The following is a 25287-nucleotide window of genomic DNA, read 5'->3' as shown; positions in this document are numbered from 1 at the left end:
AACATCAAGCAGATTTACCTCATTTGTACAAAAAAGACAAAGAACGTATATTAGCAAAATTCAAGCCAATTATTGAAGAATTTAACACAGTATTAACTGAAATTAATGATTTAAATGCTAAATACGAAGAAGAGTATAACCGTTACACTATTCCATATCATAGAGAAAACTTTGATGAAGATGATGAAGTAAAAAGGGAATTGCGAAATCACTTTAGAGATATTCTGTACAGTCCATACATTACAGGTATAGAATTACCATTCACAGATCAATACAATCATAAACTTAAATTTAGAGGTGATAAATAATGACTAGAAAACACAATTTAGATAAGGTATCCAATCACATCATGTTAGAAACTGATTTGTCAGATAAAGATCGTGATAAATTATTAGATGTCGTTGAGGCTCAAATTAACCAAAATAATAATGAACAACGTAGAAAAGAATTATCACAAAAATCAAAAAGAGATGTAAGTTTTATGCAGATGGCTAGAGAAAATCGCATTATCAAAGGTTAATATCATACACGCCTATCCTTAGCGATAGGCTCATTTTATTTGTGAGGTGCTTAAATGGAATTAAACAATGACAATCAATCATTAGAGTTAGAGTACGAAGAAACTAAGGTACTGGAGTATCAGTTACTAACTGAGTACAACCCTAAATTTATTAATGCGAAGATAAAAGCTATCACTACACAAATAGAAATGATGTATCACATGAGTATCTCACATACTACTATTAGTGATGAATTTGGCATAGTATCTGTTTCTTATCCGTTAGAAAAATTAGTAATTAGAATTATAGAAGAAAAAGATAAATTGAAATGGTATAAAGCTAAATCAAATAGAAATCTCAATCATTTAAAACAGGTCATAAAGGAATATACTCAAGATGAACAAAGAGAAATTATCTATTATATGCAGTCTAATGGTTCAACTATCAAATATGACCTCATAGAACGCCTACAATACGACTTATTTAAGCTGAGAAAAGAAAGTAAGCAGAAAGTAAGGGCTAAGGCATGAAGTACAATAGAGAGGCTATTAAGCAGTTTATACGTGATTACGCAATGGAAAAACATAACGCTACATATGATGAAAATATAGGCGTAGATGATTTCTTTTCTTTAAATGAAAATGTTGAAAGTATTAATGTAGTAGACGCAGGACAGCAGGCATTTTTTAATGAGTTAGATCAATATATATACGCAACGTGTACTAGTAGAGAACACATGCTATTTATGTTGTTGTGTGAGGGATATTCACAGAAACGGATAGCAGATATATTTACGGTTACTGTTAGTCGAGTATACCAAATATATTCAGATCTATTAGATAAATTAGAAAATAAGGAGGGATAATATGAGTGATTTAAACCCTAGACAAGAAAAGTTTATATCTGAGTACCTAAAGACGCTAAATGTAACACAAAGTGCAATTAAGGCTGGTTATAGTCCTCATACTGCAACTGTACAAGGTAGTAGGTTGCTAAAGAATGAAAAAGTGGCTAAGTACATTAATGAGCAACGTAAGAAAGTAATTGATGAAGGTGTACTATCTGCTAATGAACTACTTCATATTCTAAGTAATGCAGCAGTAGGTGATGAGAGTGAAATACGTGAGGTTGTTGTTAAACGTGGTGAGTTTCAACGCAACCCAGACACTGACAGAATGAACCTCGTGTATAATGAGCATGTAGAAATGGTGGAAGTACCTATTAAGCCTAGTGACCGTTTACGTGCTAGAGATATGCTCGGAAAGTATCATAAGCTATTTACCGATAAGCAAGAGTTGGCTACGGACACACCAATTTTAATTAATATAGGTGAATGGCCAGAAGATGAGGAAGAGGAGAAACGGAAAGCATTAGATGAAATACATGAACAACACCCTAATAGAACAATGATTATTAATGATATTCCAGATGAGGACTGATAACAGTGTGTTCTAAAGATGATATAAGAAGATTTTAATTACTCTTCTAATAAAATTAAAAAAATAGTTGACACAATATATAGTGTTTCTAACTGTTTTAATAGCGTTTAAGTTAGTGTTTTAGAGCAGAAAACACAATATGTAGTGTTGGTTTGTTATTAGTGTTGATTATACATCATTATGTTATTATAATAAGTGAATGATCTAATGGGCCAATGAGTTTATCTCAAATGGCCCCTTTTTTTATGGGGGAAGACATAGTGGATGAAAAGGTGTACAAAACTATAAATGAAAGAATTGAAATTTTAAAGAAAAGAAATATGAATATCAGAGGGAATGCAACTAGGGAAATAAAAATATTAAATGAAAATAACTATTATAACTTGATAAATGGATATAAACATTTGTTTTTAGACTATAATAAAATGAATCAAAGTAACCATAGAGAAGATATATTTAAAGATGGGACAAAACCTAGTGAATTATACAATGTAATGCAATATGATAACAATATGAGAAGCATATTTTTGCAGTATCTTTTATATATTGAAGAAAAAGTTAAGCATGCTATTGTTCAAGCTTTTTACGAAAAAAATAATCATGAAAATCTACATAAAGAATTTGAGTATTTGAAAGCGAAATATTACAATACATCACTAACTTATTTTATTACAAGAGTAAATAAAAAAATAAACCATCAATATACATATACTAGTCTTACTAATGGTAATCCTGTACGTACTCAATTTATTGATGAATCTGAATATTTGCCCCTAAATCGAGAAGAAAAACACAAAACTTTTGAGTCGAATGCGACAAATGCTATAACTGATCAGCAAAGTAAAAAAGATTCGATAAAATCTTATAAAAGAAAACATGGATATGTTCCTTTATGGATATTAACTAATATTTTAACATTAGGAAATATCAGTCATTTATTTGTGGTTTTAACAGATGATGTCGCTTTTAGAGCAATGGATATACTTGGTATATCACATAATAATAATGAAATAGATATATATAATATGTATAGAGTTCTAGGGATATTAACTCTATATAGAAATATATGTGCACATAATGATAGATTTATTTGCACTTCTCATGGAATCAATATAGATGATTATTTTATGGATTTTGGAAAAGCATTGCCATTTTATAGAGATCCAAATAATAGAAATTCTAAATTGAAAAAATATCAAAAAAAAGGAAGGAAAAAATGCAGGTACGGATTGTTTTCATTGGTATTTTGTATTTCAATTTTCTTAAATGATTCTACTCGAAAAGAATTTGTTAATAAAATAGAAAAAGAAAACAGGAAAATAAACAATAGAATAAATACGATTAATATAGATGTTATTAAAAAAGATATAGGATTAAAATTAGAGTTATCAAAACATGTTGATTTAATAAAATACAATAACATTCAATAATAGTTCGTTTATATAATTATTTTTAATATTTAATGTGCTTGAAACAGTTAAATGTTTATAAATCTGTTTTCGTTAATAAAATAGACGCTGAGAAACACCCTGTGTTGCAGTGAGGATTGGGTTTGTGTGACTACGGTAAGTTATATAATAAAGGATGTCGTGCTATACAACATCCTTTATTAATTGCGTTCTATAAAAATTAATTCGACTTAAGTAAAGAATAAATTTTTAATTGTTAATGCTATACCTAAAATAGTAGCAATAAAAGAAAAAAAGCCTATGAGTAAACTTTTTATGAAAGAAAGCTTAAATTTAATTAATTCATCTCGTTGATGACTTTCATCGTTAAATATCCAATTGTAAATAGAAGTAATTATATTTCTCAAAGTTTGTATCAGCCAGTAAGAAATAAGAACTGAAGTAATAATAATAATATTGATATCAAAATGAGTAAGATTTTCTATATCTTTTCTAACAAATATGTATATATGATAAGAAATAATAATTATTAGAGTAGTTATTTTAACAAATTTTAATAATGAATTTTTACCTTCAAGGTAAACTACATAAAACATCATTAAATACAATGCAACTACCCAAAATATAAGAATTAAAGAAACAGCGCTTGACAAAGCTTCAATTAATGATTTATTCATAAATGTAGCCTTGTATGCTAAAATAAATGCATAAGTTATTAATGTAAAAGGAGTTAAAAAGAAAGCGCCGATAGCATTTTGCAAAAATGTTTTAATTTCTAAACTTTTAAAGTAGTTACAAAAATGATGGAACTGCTTTTGCTTTTTTGCTGAGAGTTTCATAAAAAACACTCCTGTTTAGTAAGTTTAATTCTATATAAAAACTATAAAAAATATATCATAATGAAACTTTTTCTTACAATACTTTTTGCAAAAATGAAATGATTTGTTTAGTGATAATTTTAAGGGCATAAAAAGGGCATATTTATGAAACAAAGGGCAAAGGTATGAATATATTTTTTCAGAATATATAGTTATAAGCACTGATATAAAGAGCTTTTGAAAGATTATGATGTTGTATAAAATAAAAATTACGATTGAGTGGGAATAAAGGACAATAAATAATTATAGGTTAGAAACACTTTTTGATAGGGTTTCTAACCTTTTTATTATGTGAGGTTATAAAATGAAACTAAGTAAAATCGGGCTTCAAGAAAAGGATTATCCTAAGACATTGGCTATTTGGGAGCGTTCAGTTATTGCTACACATGACTTTTTAAAAGAGAAAGATAGAGTAGAACTTAAAAAGGAAATCCCAATATACTTCCCGCATGTTGAGGCATATTTGTGGTTTGATGGTGATGATGTCATTGGATTTTCAGGGACTAATGACGCTAATTTGGAAATGCTATTTTTAGATCCTAAATACTTTAAACAGGGTTGTGGCACGGAAATACTACAAATTTTAATTCAAGAGCATAAGGTTCAATATGTGGATGTAAATAAAGATAATCCCAATGCCTTGTCATTTTACCTTAAAAATGGATTCAAAAAATATAATGAATCTGCAAAAGATGGACAGGGTAGGGATTATCCAATCATACATATTAAATTGTAAACTGTTTTATTTCTTCCATTGCATTAGTAAGTTTGTATGGTTTGTTTTATCAACACTGGACTCCATTTTTATAAATCCTAAACTTTCATAAAAATGAACAGCTCTATTATTTTGTTCAAATACTTTTAAAGATAAATGATTGTATTCTGATTGTAAATGTTTGATGAGGGCATGACCTATACCTTTATTACGGTATTCTTCTTTCACAAACAATCCGGCTATATAATTATCTCTTAAGCCACAGAAAGCAACTATTTGTTCATTTGCCTTATACACATAAACATCGGCATCTTTAAGTGAATCAAGCACATTACTATAGTTGTCTATCCAGTAGAAACTATCAATAAAGGTATGTGTATCTAAATTTGCATTAAGCCAAATGTTTCCTAATACTTTTATAGTTTTACGATTTTTCTTTTTTAAATGTTCTATCATAGCAGACACCAACTTTGCTTGTTTAGTAGATAACTAAAGTAATAAAGAGATTAAAGCTAGAATTGGAAGGGTTCCTTGTTTAAGGAAAATACTAATATGACTCGTTAAGCCACCGTAAATAGCTACTATAATGGTGTAAATTAGAATTGGAATGCATAGTTGTTTAGGAGCACTACTGAAAAAAAGACCATAAATTAGAAGTAAACCAATCAAGCCATTATACACTCCTTGGTTCTTAAGAAGGGTATTTATGTTTTTATTATTGAGTTGACTGACAGTAATACCGAAGACTTTGCTCGTTCTATCGGAAGTCGTTGCTATGGTCTCTAAATACATAATAAATAGAAATTCAATCGCTACAAGTAAAATGAGTATTATGGATAGTATATGAATTTAAATCAGTCCTTTTTTGTAAATTATAAATTGTATTTTTATGTGCGTCTCTATTACTTGTTTGATTATTACCCTAATTTTAGTAGTATTTGTGTGAAATAGAAGTTTTAATAAGAAAAATTCACTAAATATTAACTTATTTTAAGCTTTTGAGAAAATTTTCGAAATATTTTTAAGCGTTTTCACAAAATTGTTACATGCATGACCGTTAAAATATGTTACTTTATAGTTAAACAAATAAATTCATTTTATCCACTGACGTTCAATCTTTATATTAGGGATTGAGCGTTTTGTTTATAGGCATAAAAAAGAGTGAAATCATCCGATTTCACTCTTTTTTATATGGAATGTTTATGTGCGTAATGAGAGACTTATTTTTTAGTTAAATCGATGATGAATTTAACAAGTTCAATAATACCAGAAATGATTCCCATTTTGAGTACCTCCTTATTAAATGTTAAATAAAGTATATCGTGACTTTGAGAGGATGTGTTTGATAATTCTTAACTCAATGAAAGCGTTTCGTATTCGTTAGATTTCAGACAACTTAATACGATAAATCATGCCTATCTGAAAGATTGAAGAGTAACGTGTTATTAAATGTATGAAAGAACTTCTAATTACTATAATATATTGACTTTTCAGCAATATTTTCATATATTGTATGTATTACGTTGATTTTTACATAGGTGTTTATCAAGCATTTGTGCAAGGATTTTCAATATCCATTGTTCATTTGAAGGATAAGGCATATGTTCAACCATACATATTAGGTAGCTTGAAAAAGCATTTTTACATATTAAGTAAATGAGTTCTCATAGAAACCTACAATAGTTAGTAAATATCCGATACCTAAGGATAAAACTAGACTATTGTAGGTTTTTTCTTATATTGTTAATAGTATAAGGAAACTTTTTGTTGAAATAGATTGAAGACATGGAGGAGCGGCAATGTTAAGTTCTGGTTTTTTACTAACATTATTTTTCGTAACGCTTGTCATTGCAGTGTTAAGTGGCTTGATTTTTTTAGTGCCATCGGTTCCTGTAAAATACATACGTTTACATTTAACTTTACTTCTATTACCTGTCATTGTAGGAGTAATTGGATTAATTACTATTAATGGCAGAGAAGTTATAGGTATCTTTGCTCTAGATAAACTAGCTTGGTTAGTAGGTGCCTTTGTATTAGCTTTAGGTTTTATTATTCAGAAATTTTCTGCACGTTACTTATTAGGCGATCGTAATTATCGTAAATACTTCCCGTTATACACATTTACAACAGTATTTGCGTCTATTGGCTGGTTAAGTAATGATTTACGCTTGATGGTTATTTGTTGGGGACTAACATTATTTTGTCTAACACAACTTATACGACTAAACCGTTCTTGGAAAGTGCCGGCTGAAGCAGCAAAAGTATCTGCGCGTTCATTTATCATTGGATGGGTTGCTTTATTATTAGCTGTAGTTGTATTTTTTATCGGTACTGGCGATTGGGTTATCGATCCATCACAAGATTACGATGTTTCAATGAGTTATGGACTGAAATTAATTGTAGATTTATTACTTGTTATTGCTGTTATTATCCCAGCAGCACAATATCCATTTCAAAGTTGGTTAATTGAGTCTGTTGTAGCACCAACACCCGTATCTGCAATTATGCATGCTGGTATTGTAAATGCTGGTGGTATTATTTTAACGCGTTTTTCACCAGTATTTGATAATAATATTGCATTAACGTTATTACTTATTATTTCAAGTATTTCAGTACTTATTGGATCAGGAATTAGTTTAGTGCATGTTGACTACAAAAGACAACTTGTTGGTTCAACAATGAGTCAAATGGGTTTCATGCTTGTGCAATGTGCTTTGGGTGTTTATTCTGCTGCGATTATTCACTTGATTTTACATGGCGTATTTAAAGCAACGCTATTTTTACAATCAGGGTCAGTTGTTAAACGCTTTAATATTCCGACACCACCAAATGTTAAGCGTTCTTATGCTTGGACAGTATTAGGAAGAACATTAGCCGTTGTTATTGCTATTACCTTCTTTTTAACAAGTTCGCATACACCTTACACATTAATTAGCGCCTTTATCCTAGCATGGTCATTATCTGTATCGTGGAATCAAATGGTTGCACTAAATAGAGGTATGATGGGAAGAGTAATTGGTATTGCGATGCTTATCATTGTGGCACTCGTTTACGTTGTGACACATGAAGTATTTGTTAATATTTTAAATAGTGTATATATGGTAACGCCACATCCACCATTAATTAGCGTTATCATTTGTGTGGCCATTCTAGTATTAGGTAGTATCTTTAGCATTTGGGTAGCACGTCGTCGTTCATCAACAGCTTTCGCTAAAGTATATTTATGGCTTGTAAAAATTGGAGAAGCAAAATTTAAATCGGTTGAAAGTCATCCGAACTACTTAAAGAATTATTTATAAGAGGTGAAATCTAACATGACAATAACTAAACATAACATAGAAGAAACAGTTAAATCGGCACGTCGTGTGATTACACCACTATCTCCTATATCTATCTTTGCAGCACGTAATCCATGGGAAGAAATGGAACATGAAACGTTTGATCAAGTAGCTCAATGGTTTAAACATGTTCGTGATATAGATTTATACCCAAGTCACGCGTCAGTGATGACTGCTTTAGAAAATGGCGAGATAGACCAAAAACTTGTAGAAACAGAAGTACAACAAGCTATTAAAGACTACGACACTTCAGTGCCAAAATCACATATAGATATTTATTGTGAAAATGCGATGCGCATCAAAGATTTGCCTACAAACCTAATTACTAAAGAAGCATACTTAAAGATTGAAGTATCTAAGCTCAAACGTGTATTTGAAAATGAACCTTTTAAATATGCACGATCAAAAAGTGCGAATGCATTTAATGCTAAAGGTGAATCTTTAATGGATGAACTTAATACACATATTATTAAGTGGTCCAAATTATATTTAGATAATTTCCAATCAAGTTGGACTATGCCTAAAAGAGAAGAAGGATTCTATATTTCTTGGCTACATTTAGCACAGCATGATCCAATGCTTACTAAAACACAACGCAAAATGATTAAGACATTGCCTCAAGATTATAGAGAGGCTTTAATCATGGCATTAAATCATTTAGATATAGCTGAAGATGAACGTGAATCATATTTAACAGGTCATTTCCTATCATTACCAGGTTGGGCAGGTATGATTTACTACCGTGCTGAACAACATGAACATGAAGCGGATTTGTTAACACAGTATCTTGCTATAAGATTAACGATGGAGTGTATTTTACTAGATACTGAAAAAATGAGCCGTCCGGCAGTCTTAAATGTTGAAAGACGAATCAAAGAACTTGTAAGTAAATGGTTATATTATGGAGAGATGTCAATTGATGATTGGGCCTCAATGTCTATAGAAGACCAACTGGAACATTTAAGGTTTGCTCACGATTTTAACCCACTCTATTTCAAAAAATTATGGCTTGAAGCGTGGGAAGAAACACATGAACGTGAGTTAGTAGAAGCGATTTATGATAAATCTGTTAAACCAGTAGAGCAAGAAACTCAAGTCCAATTAGCTTTTTGCATTGATGTGCGTTCAGAGCCTTTTCGTCGTCATTTAGAGAGTGAAGGACCGTTTGAGACGATAGGTATTGCAGGATTCTTTGGTCTTCCAATTAGAAAAGAAGTGTTAGATGAACAATTTACGCATAATTCATTACCTGTCATGGTACCACCAGCCTATGCCATTAAAGAGTATGCCGATCGCCATGATTTAAATACGTATAACCAACAACAACATTCGGTTACATCCATGTTTTATACATTCAAATTGATGAAACATAATGTCTTACCGAGTCTACTATTACCAGAATTAAGCGGATCATTTTTAAGCTTAAATACGATAGCGAGTACATTAATGCCGAAGAAGACAGGCCACTTTGTTCGTAATTTTACGAAGAATTGGTTGAAGAAACCTGAAGCTAAATTAACAATAGATCGTGAGCATGAAATTTATAGTGATTTACCAATAGGATTTACTGAAGAAGAACAAGTTGCTTTCACAAGACAGGCATTACAGTTGATGGATTTAACGACAAACTTTGCACCTTTAATTGTATTAGGTGGTCATGGAAGTGTGTCCAATAACAATCCTTATCATGCTTCGTTAGAATGTGGCGCTTGCGGAGGCGCGTCAAGTGGATTCAATGCTAAGCTATTGGCAATGATGTGTAATTTACCACATGTACGTAAAGCTTTAAAAAATGAGGGTATAGTGATTCCTGACTCAACCGTATTTGTTGCTGCAGAGCATAAGACCTCTATCGATGAATTAGAATTTATTTATATGCCAGAATTAACTAAGGAAGCTCAAAATGCATTGGATATGTTAAATGAAGCTATGCCACGTATAAGTTATAAAGCGAATTCGGAACGTCTCGCTAATCTTCCTGGCTTAGATCAAGATAATTTGAAAGACCCGGTTGCAGAAGCGCATCGCTTTGCGAATGACTGGAGTGAAATCCGTCCAGAATGGGGCTTAGCTCGTAATGCAGAATTTATTATTGGTCAGCGTAATATTACTGCAGGTACCAATTTAGAAGGACGAGCTTTCTTACATAATTATGATTGGAAGAAAGACACTGATGGGCAATTATTAAATACAATTATTTCGGGTCCAGCTTTAGTAGCACAGTGGATTAATCTACAATATTACGCGTCGACTGTTGCACCACATTTTTATGGAAGCGGAAATAAGACTACCCAATCAGTAACATCTGGTGTTGGCGTTATGCAAGGTAATTCAAGTGACTTATTGGCTGGGTTACCTTGGCAATCGGTTATGGCTGCAGATAACAAAATTTATCATTCTCCAATTCGATTGTTAGTTGTTATCCAAGCGCCAGATCAATATATTAAAGACTTACTTGAGAATAATATTAAATTCAAACAGAAAGTTGATAATCAATGGGTACGTTTGGCAAGTATTGATGAGAATGGTAGTTGGAAAGACTGGTAGAGAGTTCGGTTTTTTCGGAAAAAGTGATAAAATAAGGTTAATCAATTAATAGGAGATAAATGATTAATCATGGCTAAATCTAAAGGTGCTTATGAGGCAGAGATTAGTAAGGCAATTACACAATGGGAAAAGGATTTTCTCGGACGTGGTTCGCTTTCAGTAAAAACTGATATACTACGCGATATGATTATCGTCAACTTACAAGGCGTATTAACTCCTGCAGAATATCGAGTATGCAAGACACAAGAAGGCCTACTTAACATTAAACGTACGCGTTCGGAACTTGTGGAGTCAGGACAAGATGATTTGATGCAATTAATCTTAGATATTACTGGCGTCAGTGTGAGTAGTTTCCATAGTGATTTAAGTACGATTACAGGCGAACGAGTGATTGTATTTAAACTAGATACTAATTTGGAAAAGCAACTTTAAACTCAATGTCGTTAATGTTAATACAATTTTAAAGAGGCACCCTAAAAGTTAGATTATTATGCTGACTTTGTAGGGTGCTTTTACGTATAAGCGTTTTAATTAATGAATTATCCATTTATATTTAAACATTTCTAATTAAGAGATTATTTTATTGGATTAGTGTACAATTTACACAAAGAGAATCTAGGAGTTGAAAGTGATGCGCGTAAATGAGTTTAAGCAACCAATTGGAGAAGCATTAGATGATTTTGTGACGCCGTCTTTTCCTGATGCACAAACGCTAGAGGGCAGTTATGGAAGGCTAACAAAGCTGAGTATTGAACACATAAATAATTTATATGACGTTCTATGTGATGTTGAATCGAGACGCATTTGGACGTATCTTTATGAGGGCCCTTTTGATTCTAAGACTGAATTTGAACAATACATTAAACAACTTATTGATAGTAAAGATAAATATTTCTTTACGATTTTAGATAATGTGCAACAAAAACCTTTAGGTATTCTAGCATTAATGCGTATAAATCCAGAACAAGGGTCTATAGAAGTAGGCAATATTATCCACTCTAAAACGTTAAAGAAGACACGTGTGGCTACAGAAACTCAATATTTGTTAGCGAAATACGTGTTCGAAACGTTAGGCTACAGACGATATGAATGGAAATGTGATAACTTAAATGCACCTTCCAAACATGCTGCGCAACGATTTGGATTTACATACGAAGGATTATTTAGACAATCTAATATTTGTAAAGGTCGTAATCGTGATACTGCTTGGTTCTCAATGTTGGATAGTGAGTGGCCAGATGTAAAAGCAAGATTTGAACACTGGCTTAAACCATCTAATTTTGATCAGGAGGGACAACAAATTAAACATTTAAATGACTTTTAATAAGTAAAATACATGTTTAATTATTTTTGAAAATAATGAAATTAGGGACTGGTGAGCGTATGAATAAACAAATAAGTGGAATTTCACCTAAGATGACGGTGCCTATGTTCATGATCGGGTTAATTATTTTTGTCGTTGTTGCAATAAATGTAATTCACGATACATTATTGGTTCAAAATATCGATATAGGTTCTTTACATTGGCTGACAGATTATTTTGGTATGCCGCAACGTAAATACGGCGATGGTATTTGGCATAATTTCATGACTTTTTGTGCTGAGATAGGAGAAGTAAAGTCAGTTATCTATATCACACTATTTTTAGCAATTGTTTTATTGTTTAAACATTATAAATTCTCAATTTGGATGATGTTAACTATAACGAGTGGTACGTTATTAAATTATTTAATTAAACAACTCATCGAGAGACAACGTCCATTTAATCATTTGATGCGAGACCACGGATATTCATTTCCAAGTGGGCATTCTAATGCAAGTACGTTACTTGCTTTAATATTGTTAATTATTTTAATTCCTTTAATAAAATTCAAAGCAATAAGGATAATAGCCAGTATTATCACTATTATCATTTGGATAGGTGTGCTGTGTTGCCGACTATATTTTCATGCGCATTATATTACAGATGTAGTTGGAGGCGTTACACTAGGTATCATTTGGGTAGCATTGTTTTTAATGATATTACCATTGTTTTATCTTAATTTACGTAATAAGCCTAATAATAAATAGTTCAATATCTTTTTTACAAAGGGGAGATGGCAATGTCAAAAGATAAGGAACGTACTTTAGTTCTTGGCGGAGGCGGAATTACAGGAATTGCTTGGGAATCTGGCGTGTTAGCTGGATTGATTGAAAGTGGTGTAGGTTTAGAGTTGGCAGATAGAATCATAGGCACATCTGCAGGTTCGTTTGTAGGTGCAGTACTAGCTAACGGTTATGATATGCGTACATATTACTATGAGCTAAATGAACGAATAGATGATAGTGATCATGCGAAGCTTTCTTCAGATATTTATCGGTTATGGCAGAATGCATTTATCGTAGGACGTGATGATGCGACTAAAGTAGGTCAAATGATGGGTGATATTGTATATACGCGACCTTCACATGTTGATTTAACTAAACGTAAACAAGCCATTCGTCAACGTTTAGGTGATGTAGGGTGGCATGATAATTTAGAAATTACTGCTATGAATGCTAAGACAGGAGAAGTCGCTACATTTCATTCACATAGCAATGTAACACTTGAGGAAGCCGTGACAGCGAGTGGTGCAGTACCTGGCATTTGGCCACATATACGTTTGAACAATCATGATTGGATTGATGGAGGTATGGTTTCTCCGACAAATGCTATGTTAGCTAAAGGTGCAGACAGTATTATTATTTTAGCGCCGATAGCAGATGGTTTAGGTATGATGCCAGGTGCATTTGATGATGCGAAATTATTAAGCGAGCATAGTCATGTTTTAGTAATTAGTCCAGATAGTAAGAGTAGAGCTGAAATTGGAGATAACATTTATAATCCCAATAACATACTAAAAATTGGCAATGCTGGTTATGAGCAAGGAAAGTTACTTGCACAACGTATTCATCTGGAATTTTGCGAGTGGGTTGAATGATTTGAAGATTTTAAGGCTACGCGCAGTATTATAATATGCTAATTTTAGAATAAGGAGAGAGTAAGAATGAAAGTAAAATCACCACGCCCAATTAATTTAAAGGGGACACGTAAAGAAGCGGTCTTATTGCTTCATTCATTTACTGGAACGATTCGTGATGTGAAACCCTTAGCACAAAAACTTAATCAAGAGGGTTATACATGTTACGCACCTAATTATAAAGGACATGGATTACCACTAGATCAGTTTACGCAATTTACTGTTCACGATTGGTGGAATGATGTCTTAAATGGTTATCAATACTTGAAAGATGAAGGGTATGAAACCATTTATGCAACAGGCGTATCATTGGGCGGATTATTCACATTGAAATTAGCTGAAACGGTAGATGTAGCGAAAATTGCGGTTATGTCAGCACCAAGTGAAAAAGAAGAAGCTGGTATAGTATGGCGTATGGAACGCTATGGTCAGCGCATGAATGAGTTAATGAATTTAGATAGTGATGTTTCACAGGCACAGTTTAATCATATAGAGAACTATCGCCCAAGTGTTCGTGTATTCAAAGATTTCATTTCCAATATTACTGCTCATTTAGGCGATATCAAGACACCAGCGAGAATTCTTTATGGAGAAAAAGATGAACAATCTTATCAAGATAGTGCACATTATATTTATGAGCACATTAATAGTGAAGATAAAGATTTAACAAGTCATCCTTTATGCAAGCATCTCATGACGCATGGTGAAGGCAGTGATAAAGTAGAAACACAAATTGCAGAATTTTTCATGACTAATTGAGTGGAGCGAATGTGTGATGAAACGTACATTTTTACTAACTTATATAACAACATCTGGAAAAAATTATACTGAATTTAAAACTTTTCAAAATGGTCCTGATAAAGATGCATGTATTCAACGTCTTATTGATGAATTTGATGAACTTGCTTATTTATTTTTAAAAGATGGCCAACAATCTCATTATATCAATGTTGATCATATTGAAAGTTTGAGTATTCAAGAAGTTACTGAGGGACAAAACGTAATGTACGATTTTAATGGTTAATTTAATTATTAGCGTAACTAATGTAAATAGAAGGAGCAGGACAGAAATAATATTTTCCAAAATTTATTTCGTTGTATCCCCAGCAAAGAGAATTTTTTTAAGAGATTCTCTTTGCTGGGGCCTCGCCTGCCAGGCAATGTTGACTAGAATTAAAAAGCTTGTTACGAATGCATTTTTAATTCAGTCAACTACTGCCAATATGTAATTTTAGCCTGAACATTGACTTATGTCCTAGGCTCTTTTTTATGCTACAAAATGCATAACGTCTTGATCTATAAATTTAAATATTGTGCTCCTATTGATAATTTAGTTTAACTAAGTATAAGACAATGAATATCATTATACCTAATACGAATCACTTCATTTCGTTTAGAAATTCAATGATTTTTCCTCGTTGATTAACAACTATTTTATGAACATTTTTGTCCTTATCAATTATTTTGACACCATTTGGGACAACGAATAAAGTATTAACTTTCGAAATTTATTGAATATGTTGATAAGGTACGAAGACTGAATCAGCTTGAATGTTAAATGAGTGAGGAGTAAATCTAAATCCATCATCCATAAATACAATGTGGCCCCATACAGCTTCTACGCCTTTCCAATAATTAGCTTTAATTCTTTTATGAAGTAAACTCATTATATCCCCCCTTAGGCAATCAATATTAGTTAAATTTTACTATAAAGATAAAAAATAAAAAATCTATGTATATTGCACTTATAAGAAAGACGTGTTAAAGTATTACTTAAGTGCATAAACGCTTTAACGCGTTAAAGGGAGTGGATGAATTGAGCAAAGAGTCACAATGGAAGACATCAACCGGATTTATTTTAGCCAGTGCGGGATCGGCAATAGGACTAGGAGCAATGTGGAAGTTTCCGTATATGGCAGGCATTTATGGTGGTGGGGCTTTTTTACTTTTATTCTTAATATTTACTATATTTGTAGGGTTACCGCTATTAATTATGGAATTTACAGTAGGTAAGATGGGACGTACTTACACTACTCAAATATATAGTAAGTTAACTGGTAAGAAATGGCTAAATATTATTGGATGGAATGGTAATTTAGCAGTATTTATATTATTTGGATTTTACAGTGTTATTGGTGGATGGATTATTATATATATCGGTAATGTCATTTTACAAATGTTATCCATTGAGAAAACGACACTAACAAACATTAATTTTGAAGCAATTATTAGTAATCCGTGGCTAACGGTTCTTGGTCAGGGGATTTTTATCTTTTTAACAATGATTATCGTCATGTTAGGCGTTGAAAAAGGGTTAGAAAAAGCATCTAAAGTAATGATGCCACTATTATTTATCTTTTTAATTATCGTGGTAGTCAAATCTTTAACTTTAGACGGCGCGATAGACGGCGTGCGTTATATTCTACAGCCACGTCTAGAAGATATTTCAATGGAAGGGATTCTATTTGCGTTAGGTCAGTCATTCTTTACGTTATCACTGGGAACAACTGGGATGATTACTTATGCAAGTTATGCGCCAAAAGAAATGACAATAAAGTCATCAGCAATTTCAATAGTAATTATGAATATTTTAGTATCTGTATTAGCTGGTTTAGCCATATTCCCAGCTTTAAAAACGTTTGGATATGAACCTCAGGAGGGCCCAGGGCTATTATTTAAAGTTTTACCGTTAGTATTTAGTCAAATGGGCTTTGGCGTTATGTTTTATTTCATATTCTTAATCCTATTCTTATTTGCTGCATTAACTTCGTCTATTTCGCTATTAGAATTAAACGTATCTAATTTCACTAAAAATGATAATTCTAAGCGTAAATCTATAGCATTTATCGCAAGTATATTGGTATTAATTATTAGTATTCCAGCTACGCTATCATTTAGTAGTTTAAGTGCTGTTAAATTTGGTGCAGGAACTATTTTTGATAATATGGATTTCATAGTTTCAAATATTTTAATGCCTTTAGGCGCACTTGGGACAACATTAGTAGTAGGGCAATTATTAGATAAAGAAGCTTTAAAAGAAAGTTTCGGTCGCGACAAGTTTAAATTCTTTGCGCCATGGTATTTTTTAATTAAATTCGTCATGCCAGTCGTTATTATACTCGTGTTCATCGTTCAATTATTCTAAAGATCATACAATATAAAAAGGTTAGTCACACATATGTGGCTAACCTTTTTTACTACTTGAAACGAGCATTTATATAATCTCGTTCAATTTCTAATAACTCTAAATAATCTTCAGACATGATTTCTTTACCAATTTCAATATTTTTAGAAACAATAAAGTCAGCAAGTTTATGGTTTTCCTCATCAGAGTCAAAGAATGAAAGTGCTCTTTTTATTGTATCTTTTTCAGAAAAAAGGATTAACGTACGACCGTACACTAAATCTTCCTTACTTCTTTGATAAGAAGCCTCTAAAAAAGCAAATATTTTTGCGCCATCATTATATTCAAAAGCTGAGTCTATATCACCTTGAACTTTATCAGCAATATTAGACAATCTTGACTGTTCAGCTGGATCTTCTGGTCTATATTGATCTCGTACATACTCTTTCCACTTAATTAATTCTGAAGCAATATGTTCTTTTAATTCTGAATCATTATTATTTGTTTTAAATGCGTCAACTTGTTGTCTTAACTCGCTTAAATCCATTAAATCTTCACGGTTAAGTTTACTCGATTCAAATGCTTCATAGTAATCATTTTCATGTGTAGACATCAATCATTCCCCCCTTAAGATACTTTGATACTTTATTCCTTTTAACACTACATCTAAAACATATCAGTTTTGATATTAAAAAGGGATAAGTTAGAAATGATATAAATGGGAAACAGTAGGATTACATGTTTTCAAAACGAACGTCTTGTTTGCGTAATTCTTTCATCACTTTCTCAGAAATTGCTGAATTGTTGATTGAAACATTTTTAAAAACACAATCTTTAATTTTAACATTGTCTAGGTTACATAAATCTAATGCGACATTTTCAAACACGACTTTCTTTAAAACAACATCGTTGAAAGTGACGTTGCGTAAGCTACAGTCTTTGAAGAAAGTCTGTTCTATAGTTAGTGTGTTGAATTGACTATCATCGAATGTAGTTACACTGTAGTTTACTTTACTCATTAGAGTTTTAAAGAAATTAATGTTTACAAAAATACTGCTACTAAAGTCACAATTAATTAATTTAGTGTTAGACACGGTATGAACATTTTTAAATATGCCCTCAGAAAAGTCGCAGTTTTTAAAATAACTCTTATTAATTTCTAAATCGTCGTACATAGCGTTTCTAAAGGTACTATTGGTATATTTTTTGCTTTTATAGTGTTCATTAGTAAACACAGATAGAGATAAATCGGCTTTTGATGTCATTACGATTCTCCTTTAAGTATTATTAATACGTATAATCAATTATTGCGTTTGCATCGATATTATCGTAACACGAGTATTAAGTTGAACGATAGTTATTGAGTTTTTAGATACATGTATCATTACATAAAAAAGTTTAAAATTTGCAGTTTTGCATAAATCTAAAGATTATCGTATAATTCATAGTGATTGAGTAAGGATTACAAACAAAATTTGGGGTTGATGAATACTATAAACAGAAGGTAGGTTGAGTCAAAGCGAGTAAGAGCGCTTTAGATAATTAATATGATTGCATTTGACTTAATAGGACAAACACCACTCGTATTACTGGAAAGTTTTAGCGATGAGAACGTTCAGATTTATGCTAAATTAGAGCAATTCAATCCAGGTGGTAGTGTGAAAGATAGACTAGGTAAATACCTTGTTGAAACAGCCATAAAAGAAGGTCGAGTTTCTTCGGGGGCTACGATTGTTGAAGCTACAGCAGGAAATACTGGAATAGGACTTGTAATTGCTGCCAATCGGTATCATTTAAAATGTGTTATTTTTGCGCCAGAGGGCTTTTCTGAAGAAAAAATATCAATTATGCGTGCATTAGGCGCAGATATTAAACGTACGCCTAAAGATGAAGGCATGATTGGTGCACAAACTAAAGCAAGAAGCTACGCCCAAGAATTTGGGGCGATATATATGAACCAATTTGAAACGGAACATAATCCAGCGGCATATACGCATACGTTAGGTAAACAACTGACTGATACTTTGCCAAACATAGACTACTTTGTTGCAGGCGTGGGTTCAGGAGGTACGTTTACAGGCGTTGCACAACATCTTAAACAATATAGTGTAAAGAATGTGATTGTTGAACCAGAAGGCTCAATATTAAATGGTGGCGAAGCACATTCACATGATATTGAAGGTATTGGTTCAGAAAAATGGCCCATCTTTTTGGAACGAAGTTTAGTAGATCAAATTATTACAGTAAGTGATAAAGATGGCTTTGACAATGTTAAACGTTTAGCACAACAAGAAGGATTATTAGTAGGTAGCTCATCAGGCGCTGCTTTACAAGGTGCTTTAGACATTAAAAATCAAATCGAAAAGGGCGTTATTGTAACCATTTTTCCAGATGGAAGCGATCGATATATGTCGAAAAAAATATTTGAATACAAAGGAGAATAATGATGAAGAAAAAAACACAAATGATTCATGGTGGACATACAACAGATGACTTTACAGGTGCAGTTACGACACCTATTTACCAAACAAGTACGTATTTACAAGACGAGATTGGTGACTTAAGACAGGGATACGAGTACTCTCGTACAGCTAACCCAACACGTACAGCGATTGAAAGTGTTATTGCTAATTTAGAAAATGGTAAACATGGTTTTGCTTTTGGTTCAGGTATGGCGGCTATCAGTGCGGTCATCATGTTGTTAGATAAAGGTAATCATCTTATTTTAAATTCTGATGTGTATGGTGGAACTTATCGTGCATTAACTAAAGTATTTACACGTTATGGCATCGATGTTGATTTCGTAGATACAACTCATATTGAAAATGCCAAAGACTATATTAAACCAGAAACTAAAATGTTATATGTAGAAACACCATCAAATCCATTATTACGTGTAACAGATATTAAACGTACAGCAGAAATTGCAAAAGAAAATAATTTAATTTCAGTAGTAGATAATACATTTATGACACCTTACTATCAAAATCCATTAGACTTCGGTATTGATATTGTTTTACATTCAGCTACTAAATATATTGGTGGTCATAGTGATGTTGTAGCTGGTTTGGTTGCAACTGCAGATGACGAGTTAGGAGAACGTTTAGCCTTTATTTCAAATTCAACAGGTGGTGTTCTTGGACCACAAGATAGTTATTTATTAGTTCGTGGTATTAAAACATTAGGATTACGTATGGAACAAATTAATCGTAATGTTGAAGCTATTGTTGAAATGTTACAAAATCATCCATCAGTTCAACAAGTATTCCATCCAAGTATTAAAGACCATTTAAACCATGATATTCATGCCGCTCAAGCAAGTGGTCATACAGGCGTGGTTGCTTTTGAAGTAAAAGATACTGAAGCAGCAAAACAACTTATTCGTAAAACAAACTACTTCACATTAGCTGAAAGTTTAGGTGCAGTTGAAAGTTTAATTTCAGTACCTGCTTTAATGACACATGCATCTATCCCTGCTGATGTCCGTGCTAAAGAAGGTATCACTGATGGACTCGTACGTTTATCAATCGGTATTGAAGATACAGATGATTTAGTTGAAGACTTAAAACAAGCCATTGATACTTTGAACTAAATCAAATGAGTTAAGACAAAATAATATTTTAATTCTACATTATAGTTAGAATTAACTGACTGAGGATAGAAGGTATCTTTTCTCAGTTAGAATCAACCATATAGGGGTGGGACAATCAATTTTGTTCCACCCTATTAATTTTAAATAAAAGTTAAATCTCAATAGTTGAGAATGTGTTATACACTTATGAAAAGTAAATTATATTTCTATGCATATTATTTAAAATTCAAAAGTAGTGTACAAAAAATTCATAGATATGTAATCAAATTGAAATGGAATATCATGTCGAATTGTATTAATTTAGTATAAGTACACTACTTGAACGGATAAAAGAAAGAAGTATGTAATAAAGATTTAATACAGATGAGTGTCTGGTACAACTAGAAGTAAGTGGTAAGTAACCCAATGAACAAGCATAAGATTAAGGAGGCGCTTTGTATGAATAAAAAAATTCTAGCAACAGCAGTATTAGGGACAGGAGCACTTAGTACATTATTTGCTCATCAAGCTGAAGCATCAACAACGCACACAGTTCGAAGTGGTGAATCTTTATGGTCTATTTCACACCATTATGGTATCACTGTATCTAAATTAAAATCATTAAATGGTTTATCATCAAATCTTATTTTTCCAAACCAAGTATTAAAAGTTTCGGGATCTTCTAATTATTCAAGTCGTTCAAATTACGGTAATTCAAGTAGTACATATACTGTTAGAGCAGGGGATAGTTTATCATCTATCGCTAGTCGATATGGTACAACATATCGTCATATTATGAATTTAAATGGATTAAATAGCTTTTTAATTTTCCCTGGTCAACAATTAAAAGTATCTGGGTCTGTAAGTTCAAATTCACACTCAAGTTATAATTCAAATAGTGGTGGTTCATCAAGTACTTATACAGTACGTTATGGGGATTCACTATCATCTATTGCTAGCCGATATGGTACAACATATCAACATATTATGAGATTAAATGGATTAAATAATTTCTTTATTTATCCTGGTCAAAAATTAAGAATTAGTGGTTCAGCTTCTTCAAACACTTACTCAACGCGTTCAGCACAATCAACGTATTATTCATCACCAGTATTTAATCATAGAAATTTATATGATTGGGGACAATGTACATGGCATGTGTTTAATCGTCGTGCTGCTATTGGAAAAGGTATTAGTACTTATTGGTGGAATGCTAATAACTGGGATAATGCTGCAGCTAGAGATGGGTATCGTATTGATGGTAACCCAACAGTAGGTTCAATTGCACAATCAGATGCCGGTTATTATGGTCATGTAGCATTTGTAGAACGTGTTAATAGCAATGGTAGTATTTTAGTTTCAGAAATGAACTTTAGTGCGAGTCCAGGTATTTTAACATATCGTACAATCCCTGCTTATCAAGTACGCAATTATAAATTTATTCATTAATTTATCAAAAAAAAGCTAATCAAAATGAAGTATACTTTACTTCTTTTGATTAGCTTTTTTATCTTATTGGAAATTATAGTCTTCTTTAACTTTTCTAAAGCTTGAAGCTAAACGTGTAACATTAATAATGAATGATACGAATGACGTTAGCTTACGGAATTTGTAAGGAGATTTCATTGATACTACGAAATCTAAGAGTGTGCCTACAGTGCTTAGGCCTAAAGATAAATAAACTAGATTTTTATTTTTCGCGTCGAATTTAATACCGTTATAACCATCTACGATAAAGCCTGCTGTACTAACTAAATTTGAAACGCGCGTTAATTTTGATTTTTTTGCCATGAATAATACCCTCCGAAATATCTAAATGTCATCAAATAATCATTTAGTATATTATTATATGTTAACATCATACTAAAATAACATATATTTTTGAAGTACAAAACATTTCGTTAAAAAGGTGTGATTATATGATAAAGTGTGTTTGTTTAGTGGAGGAAACAGAGAACCAAATCTTATTAGTACAAGTAAGAAATAGAGAGAAGTATTATTTCCCGGGTGGTAAAATTGATGAAGGTGAAACGCAATTAGAAGCGATACAAAGGGAAGTAAAAGAGGAACTACAATTAGAGTTTCCACAAGAGGATTTCACATATATTGGAACGGTCATAGGAGATGCATACCCGCAAACGAACATGCTAACAGAACTAAATGGATTTAAACTTCAACAAGAAATTGACTGGAATAACGTTGAAATTGACAATGAAATTACTGATATACGTTGGTTCGATAAATCTGAAACAATGTTAATAGCACCCGCTGTTATAAAGTGGATTGAAACATTTTCAGAGAGAAAGTAGGGGCATCATGGAAATTCGACCATATTCAATTCAAGATTACCCGTTATTAGATGTATTTGAAATATTACCAGAAGATAGAAAATTCACTCGGACACCTATCCATAATATTGATTTAGCTAAAGGAGACGACGAGCGTCACCCGACTCTTGTTATGAGGGATAATCAATGTGTAGGATTCTTTACTTTACATGAAGGTCAGGGTGTTAAATCATATAGTGACAATAATAAAGCTATATTTTTCCGTTCATTTAGTGTGGATGCACGATATCGTGGTCAAGGTCTTGGAAAAGCAGTGATTCAACAACTACCAAGCTATATAAAGTCAACATTTCCTTACATTAATGAAATAATATTAACTGTGAATACTGACAACGACAAAGCCATCGGATTATATAAACAAGCCCAATATTCTATTACTGGAGATGCAATTTTAGAAGGGCGACCAGTTTACGTTATGAATTTTAAAATATAGATGCTTATAAATAAACAAGCCAGTGAATGAATTTATCAAGACTCATTTACTGGCTATTTTTGAGAGAACTGTGTCCCACCTATTATATTTTTATAAGTTAATTTTTAAAATTTTGATCCGTGGATTGCGAAGAAATTTCAGAATGCTTTTGATTAAATTTAGGATGTTTAATTAATAAAGCTGTAATCCATGCCGTAATCGGGATACTAAGCGCTACGGCAATTCCACCTAGTAAGATAGAAATAAATTCTTGAGCAAATATTTTTGAGTTAATGATATGTCCGAAAGAATAATGTAATTGGAAAAACCAAAAGAATAATGTCAATTGACCACCAAAATAAGCTAAATATATCGTATTGGCAGAAGTTGCTAGAATTTCTCTACCTACACGCATGCCTGATTGGAACAATGCCTTACGTGAAAGGGTGGGGTTGGTTTCATTAAGTTCATACATTGGAGAACTTATAGTTATGGTTAAGTCGATGACCGCTGCAATTACTGCTAAAATGACTGTAAATACTGAGAATTGAACCATATCAATACCGATATTCATTGAAAAAATATATGTTTCGTCTTGTTGTTCTGTTGTAAAGCCTTGTAAGTGACCGATACTTATTGATAGATAAATACCGACTATTAAGAGAATGGTAGTAATTATTGTAGCAATAAAAGCTGCTTTGGTCTTAATGTTATAACTATTTAAAATAAATAAGTTACATGCGGCAATGACAATGCAAAAAACTAGTGAAACTAGGTATATAGGTGTTCCAAATAAGATGAACACAATACTAATTAGCAGGATAATAAAATTTAAGAATAATGTTAAGTATGAGATTAAGCCTTTTTTACCGCCAAAAATGAGCATTAAACTTAATAAAATTAGTGCTAGTAGGACGACTGCATTCATCTTGTCACACCCTTCCATTTCATCCACATAACCATCAAACTAATTGTAATTGGAATCGTTAGAACGATACCAATACCACCAGTTAAAGCACGAACAATTTCTAAAGACCAGTTCATCGAAATCGTATACGTAAATGTGTTAGCATTTTTTAAATAGATTAAGAAAATCGGTAGACTTCCAGATAAGTAAGAGAAAAGTAAAATGTTCGTCATTGTACCCATGATATCTTGTCCTATATTACGACCTGCTAAAGCCCAACGTGATAAAGAAATGTTAGGTGTACGTTGTAATATTTCATACATACCGCTTGATATTGTAATAGCAACATCCATCACTGCACCTAATGATCCTATAAGTACAGAAGCTAAAAATATATCTTTAGGTGGCAGCGTTAAAAAACTCATTGTTTCATATTTAATACCAGCACCATTGGTTAACTGAATAATAATTTGAGTGATACCAATACATAAAAATGTACCTAATAAAGTACCGACTGTTGTAATCCAAGTGCGCATGTGCCAACCAGTGACGAGCAATAACGTGACAATGGTGGAGAAAATAATCGCCACACTCATCAAATTGAATAGATTAGTAGATGGATGTTTATCATGAATTGCAATAGCTATCAAGATAGCACTAGTGTTAAAGATGAGTGACAGAATAGATTGTAAGCCTACATTACGTCCTACTAGTAAGAGAGACATAATAAATATACCTGCGATTGCTACAGTTAAACTATCGCGTTTTTTCTCTAAGATAGTTGCATCTTTAGGACTATTTTGAATATGCATTAGCACCTTGTTATTTTTGCTAAAGTGCTCTGAATCTGCTTGAGATTTAACATATGTATTGTCTATCGTAGTTGATTCGCCTTTAAATTTTCCATTTAATATCTTTATTGTTAAATGCTGTTTGTATTTAAAATCTGTATTATGTTGCTCATCAACAATCTTTTGAGCGTTACTTGTTTCTACATGAGTAACTTTACCGATAGGTGTATTGTAGAAACTAGCATTGAAAAACGTAAAGATAAAAGCACCGATAATAAGTACACCAATTAGAACTATGATGCGATTCAT

The 25287-nt window shown here is 32.2% G+C and carries 30 protein-coding genes and 1 pseudogene; 21 read left to right on the top strand and 10 right to left on the bottom strand.

Going from position 1 to position 25287, the window contains the following annotated elements:
• From HMPREF3134_RS12540 to HMPREF3134_RS08605, 6 genes and pseudogenes are all read left to right on the top strand, one after another.
• Window positions 1–308 (top strand): annotated as a pseudogene (locus tag HMPREF3134_RS12540) (pathogenicity island protein); the annotation flags it as partial.
• Window positions 308–520 carry a hypothetical protein gene (locus tag HMPREF3134_RS08625; protein ID WP_002448371.1) on the top strand — a complete coding sequence of 71 codons (213 nt, stop codon included), beginning with the start codon at window positions 308–310 and terminating at the stop codon, window positions 518–520. The pseudogene HMPREF3134_RS12540 and the gene HMPREF3134_RS08625, both read left to right, overlap by 1 nt.
• A gap of 54 nt (window positions 521–574) precedes the next feature.
• Window positions 575–1030 carry a pathogenicity island protein gene (locus tag HMPREF3134_RS08620; RefSeq protein ID WP_070442236.1) on the top strand — a complete coding sequence of 152 codons (456 nt, stop codon included), beginning with the start codon at window positions 575–577 and terminating at the stop codon, window positions 1028–1030.
• The gene (locus tag HMPREF3134_RS08615; RefSeq protein WP_044466851.1) at window positions 1027–1365 is read left to right on the top strand and encodes a sigma-70 RNA polymerase sigma factor region 4 domain-containing protein; all 339 of its coding nucleotides are present in this window, start codon (window positions 1027–1029) and stop codon (window positions 1363–1365) included. Before HMPREF3134_RS08620 ends, HMPREF3134_RS08615 begins: the two co-directional genes overlap by 4 nt.
• A 1-nt stretch (window position 1366) precedes the next feature.
• On the top strand, window positions 1367–1939 hold the full coding sequence (locus HMPREF3134_RS08610; protein WP_049366226.1) for a terminase small subunit: 573 nt from the start codon (window positions 1367–1369) through the stop codon (window positions 1937–1939).
• A 260-nt stretch (window positions 1940–2199) separates the two neighbouring features.
• A complete protein-coding gene (locus HMPREF3134_RS08605; protein WP_225973901.1) occupies window positions 2200–3369 on the top strand; it encodes an Abi family protein in 1170 nt (389 codons plus the stop codon).
• A gap of 209 nt (window positions 3370–3578) precedes the next feature.
• On the opposite strand, the gene HMPREF3134_RS08600 is transcribed toward HMPREF3134_RS08605, so the two are convergent.
• Window positions 3579–4187 carry a hypothetical protein gene (locus tag HMPREF3134_RS08600; protein WP_019235984.1) on the bottom strand — a complete coding sequence of 203 codons (609 nt, stop codon included), beginning with the start codon at window positions 4185–4187 and terminating at the stop codon, window positions 3579–3581.
• Between the two features lie 343 nt (window positions 4188–4530).
• On the opposite strand from HMPREF3134_RS08600, the gene HMPREF3134_RS08595 reads away from it, so the two are divergent.
• Window positions 4531–4962, top strand: a complete 432-nt coding sequence (locus HMPREF3134_RS08595) for a GNAT family N-acetyltransferase (protein WP_176744139.1) — start codon at window positions 4531–4533, stop codon at window positions 4960–4962.
• A 6-nt stretch (window positions 4963–4968) separates the two neighbouring features.
• Here HMPREF3134_RS08595 and HMPREF3134_RS08590 read toward each other — a convergent pair whose 3' ends face one another.
• The 3 genes from HMPREF3134_RS08590 to HMPREF3134_RS12675 all read right to left on the bottom strand — a co-directional run bounded on the left by HMPREF3134_RS08590 (window position 4969) and on the right by HMPREF3134_RS12675 (window position 6224).
• Window positions 4969–5397 (bottom strand): GNAT family N-acetyltransferase, encoded by a 429-nt coding sequence (locus HMPREF3134_RS08590; RefSeq protein ID WP_070442233.1) that lies wholly within the window; start codon window positions 5395–5397, stop codon window positions 4969–4971.
• Between the two features lie 33 nt (window positions 5398–5430).
• On the bottom strand, window positions 5431–5790 hold the full coding sequence (locus HMPREF3134_RS08585; protein WP_037551719.1) for a DUF1304 domain-containing protein: 360 nt from the start codon (window positions 5788–5790) through the stop codon (window positions 5431–5433).
• A 371-nt stretch (window positions 5791–6161) separates the two neighbouring features.
• A complete protein-coding gene (locus HMPREF3134_RS12675; protein ID WP_089046351.1) occupies window positions 6162–6224 on the bottom strand; it encodes an alpha family phenol-soluble modulin in 63 nt (20 codons plus the stop codon).
• A 516-nt stretch (window positions 6225–6740) separates the two neighbouring features.
• On the opposite strand from HMPREF3134_RS12675, the gene HMPREF3134_RS08580 reads away from it, so the two are divergent.
• From HMPREF3134_RS08580 to HMPREF3134_RS08545, 8 genes are all read left to right on the top strand, one after another.
• Window positions 6741–8240, top strand: coding sequence for an NADH dehydrogenase subunit 5 (locus HMPREF3134_RS08580; protein ID WP_070442230.1), 1500 nt, complete (start codon window positions 6741–6743; stop codon window positions 8238–8240).
• A 15-nt stretch (window positions 8241–8255) separates the two neighbouring features.
• Window positions 8256–10826 carry a DUF2309 domain-containing protein gene (locus HMPREF3134_RS08575; protein WP_070442227.1) on the top strand — a complete coding sequence of 857 codons (2571 nt, stop codon included), beginning with the start codon at window positions 8256–8258 and terminating at the stop codon, window positions 10824–10826.
• Window positions 10827–10895: 69 nt separating this feature from the next.
• The gene (locus tag HMPREF3134_RS08570; RefSeq protein WP_011276808.1) at window positions 10896–11258 is read left to right on the top strand and encodes a Na-translocating system protein MpsC family protein; all 363 of its coding nucleotides are present in this window, start codon (window positions 10896–10898) and stop codon (window positions 11256–11258) included.
• Between the two features lie 199 nt (window positions 11259–11457).
• Window positions 11458–12150: a GNAT family N-acetyltransferase gene (locus HMPREF3134_RS08565; protein WP_070442224.1), complete on the top strand. Its 693-nt coding sequence runs from the start codon at window positions 11458–11460 to the stop codon at window positions 12148–12150.
• Window positions 12151–12209: 59 nt separating this feature from the next.
• On the top strand, window positions 12210–12896 hold the full coding sequence (locus HMPREF3134_RS08560; protein ID WP_070442221.1) for a phosphatase PAP2 family protein: 687 nt from the start codon (window positions 12210–12212) through the stop codon (window positions 12894–12896).
• Window positions 12897–12928: 32 nt separating this feature from the next.
• Window positions 12929–13786 carry a patatin-like phospholipase family protein gene (locus tag HMPREF3134_RS08555; protein ID WP_070442218.1) on the top strand — a complete coding sequence of 286 codons (858 nt, stop codon included), beginning with the start codon at window positions 12929–12931 and terminating at the stop codon, window positions 13784–13786.
• A gap of 66 nt (window positions 13787–13852) precedes the next feature.
• A complete protein-coding gene (locus HMPREF3134_RS08550; protein WP_070442215.1) occupies window positions 13853–14584 on the top strand; it encodes an alpha/beta hydrolase in 732 nt (243 codons plus the stop codon).
• A 16-nt stretch (window positions 14585–14600) separates the two neighbouring features.
• On the top strand, window positions 14601–14849 hold the full coding sequence (locus tag HMPREF3134_RS08545; protein WP_070442212.1) for a hypothetical protein: 249 nt from the start codon (window positions 14601–14603) through the stop codon (window positions 14847–14849).
• Window positions 14850–15333: 484 nt separating this feature from the next.
• On the opposite strand, the gene HMPREF3134_RS12535 is transcribed toward HMPREF3134_RS08545, so the two are convergent.
• On the bottom strand, window positions 15334–15492 hold the full coding sequence (locus tag HMPREF3134_RS12535) for a hypothetical protein (protein WP_240556417.1): 159 nt from the start codon (window positions 15490–15492) through the stop codon (window positions 15334–15336).
• 149 nt (window positions 15493–15641) lie between these two features.
• Between HMPREF3134_RS12535 and HMPREF3134_RS08535 the strand changes: the two genes are divergently transcribed.
• Window positions 15642–16970 carry a sodium-dependent transporter gene (locus HMPREF3134_RS08535; protein WP_053026861.1) on the top strand — a complete coding sequence of 443 codons (1329 nt, stop codon included), beginning with the start codon at window positions 15642–15644 and terminating at the stop codon, window positions 16968–16970.
• 52 nt (window positions 16971–17022) lie between these two features.
• Here the strand turns inward: HMPREF3134_RS08535 and HMPREF3134_RS08530 are convergent, their stop codons facing one another.
• Both HMPREF3134_RS08530 and HMPREF3134_RS08525 read right to left on the bottom strand, forming a co-directional pair.
• On the bottom strand, window positions 17023–17562 hold the full coding sequence (locus HMPREF3134_RS08530; RefSeq protein ID WP_070442209.1) for a hypothetical protein: 540 nt from the start codon (window positions 17560–17562) through the stop codon (window positions 17023–17025).
• Between the two features lie 121 nt (window positions 17563–17683).
• Complete coding sequence (locus HMPREF3134_RS08525) at window positions 17684–18214, bottom strand: pentapeptide repeat-containing protein (protein WP_070442207.1); 531 nt, start codon at window positions 18212–18214, stop codon at window positions 17684–17686.
• A gap of 282 nt (window positions 18215–18496) precedes the next feature.
• On the opposite strand from HMPREF3134_RS08525, the gene HMPREF3134_RS08520 reads away from it, so the two are divergent.
• The 3 genes from HMPREF3134_RS08520 to HMPREF3134_RS08510 all read left to right on the top strand — a co-directional run bounded on the left by HMPREF3134_RS08520 (window position 18497) and on the right by HMPREF3134_RS08510 (window position 21969).
• The gene (locus HMPREF3134_RS08520; protein ID WP_070442204.1) at window positions 18497–19393 is read left to right on the top strand and encodes a PLP-dependent cysteine synthase family protein; all 897 of its coding nucleotides are present in this window, start codon (window positions 18497–18499) and stop codon (window positions 19391–19393) included.
• Window positions 19394–19395: 2 nt separating this feature from the next.
• Window positions 19396–20541, top strand: a complete 1146-nt coding sequence (locus tag HMPREF3134_RS08515; protein WP_070442200.1) for a bifunctional cystathionine gamma-lyase/homocysteine desulfhydrase — start codon at window positions 19396–19398, stop codon at window positions 20539–20541.
• A 438-nt stretch (window positions 20542–20979) separates the two neighbouring features.
• On the top strand, window positions 20980–21969 hold the full coding sequence (locus HMPREF3134_RS08510) for a LysM peptidoglycan-binding domain-containing protein (protein WP_070442197.1): 990 nt from the start codon (window positions 20980–20982) through the stop codon (window positions 21967–21969).
• A gap of 63 nt (window positions 21970–22032) precedes the next feature.
• Here HMPREF3134_RS08510 and HMPREF3134_RS08505 read toward each other — a convergent pair whose 3' ends face one another.
• Window positions 22033–22311: a hypothetical protein gene (locus HMPREF3134_RS08505; RefSeq protein WP_011276795.1), complete on the bottom strand. Its 279-nt coding sequence runs from the start codon at window positions 22309–22311 to the stop codon at window positions 22033–22035.
• 128 nt (window positions 22312–22439) lie between these two features.
• Between HMPREF3134_RS08505 and HMPREF3134_RS08500 the strand changes: the two genes are divergently transcribed.
• Window positions 22440–22829 (top strand): NUDIX hydrolase, encoded by a 390-nt coding sequence (locus HMPREF3134_RS08500; protein WP_037552586.1) that lies wholly within the window; start codon window positions 22440–22442, stop codon window positions 22827–22829.
• A 7-nt stretch (window positions 22830–22836) separates the two neighbouring features.
• The gene (locus HMPREF3134_RS08495; RefSeq protein ID WP_070442194.1) at window positions 22837–23301 is read left to right on the top strand and encodes a GNAT family N-acetyltransferase; all 465 of its coding nucleotides are present in this window, start codon (window positions 22837–22839) and stop codon (window positions 23299–23301) included.
• Window positions 23302–23398: 97 nt separating this feature from the next.
• Here HMPREF3134_RS08495 and HMPREF3134_RS08490 read toward each other — a convergent pair whose 3' ends face one another.
• Window positions 23399–24208 (bottom strand): YibE/F family protein, encoded by an 810-nt coding sequence (locus HMPREF3134_RS08490; protein WP_070442191.1) that lies wholly within the window; start codon window positions 24206–24208, stop codon window positions 23399–23401.
• Entirely contained in the window at window positions 24205–25287 is a 1083-nt protein-coding gene (locus HMPREF3134_RS08485; protein WP_070442239.1) for a YibE/F family protein, read from the bottom strand. Before HMPREF3134_RS08485 ends, HMPREF3134_RS08490 begins: the two co-directional genes overlap by 4 nt.

This window comes from Staphylococcus sp. HMSC14D10 (genome assembly GCF_001808125.1).
Classification (GTDB): domain Bacteria; phylum Bacillota; class Bacilli; order Staphylococcales; family Staphylococcaceae; genus Staphylococcus; species Staphylococcus haemolyticus.
Note: the sequence above shows the minus strand (reverse complement) of the source record. Positions and strands in the feature narration are given on the sequence as shown.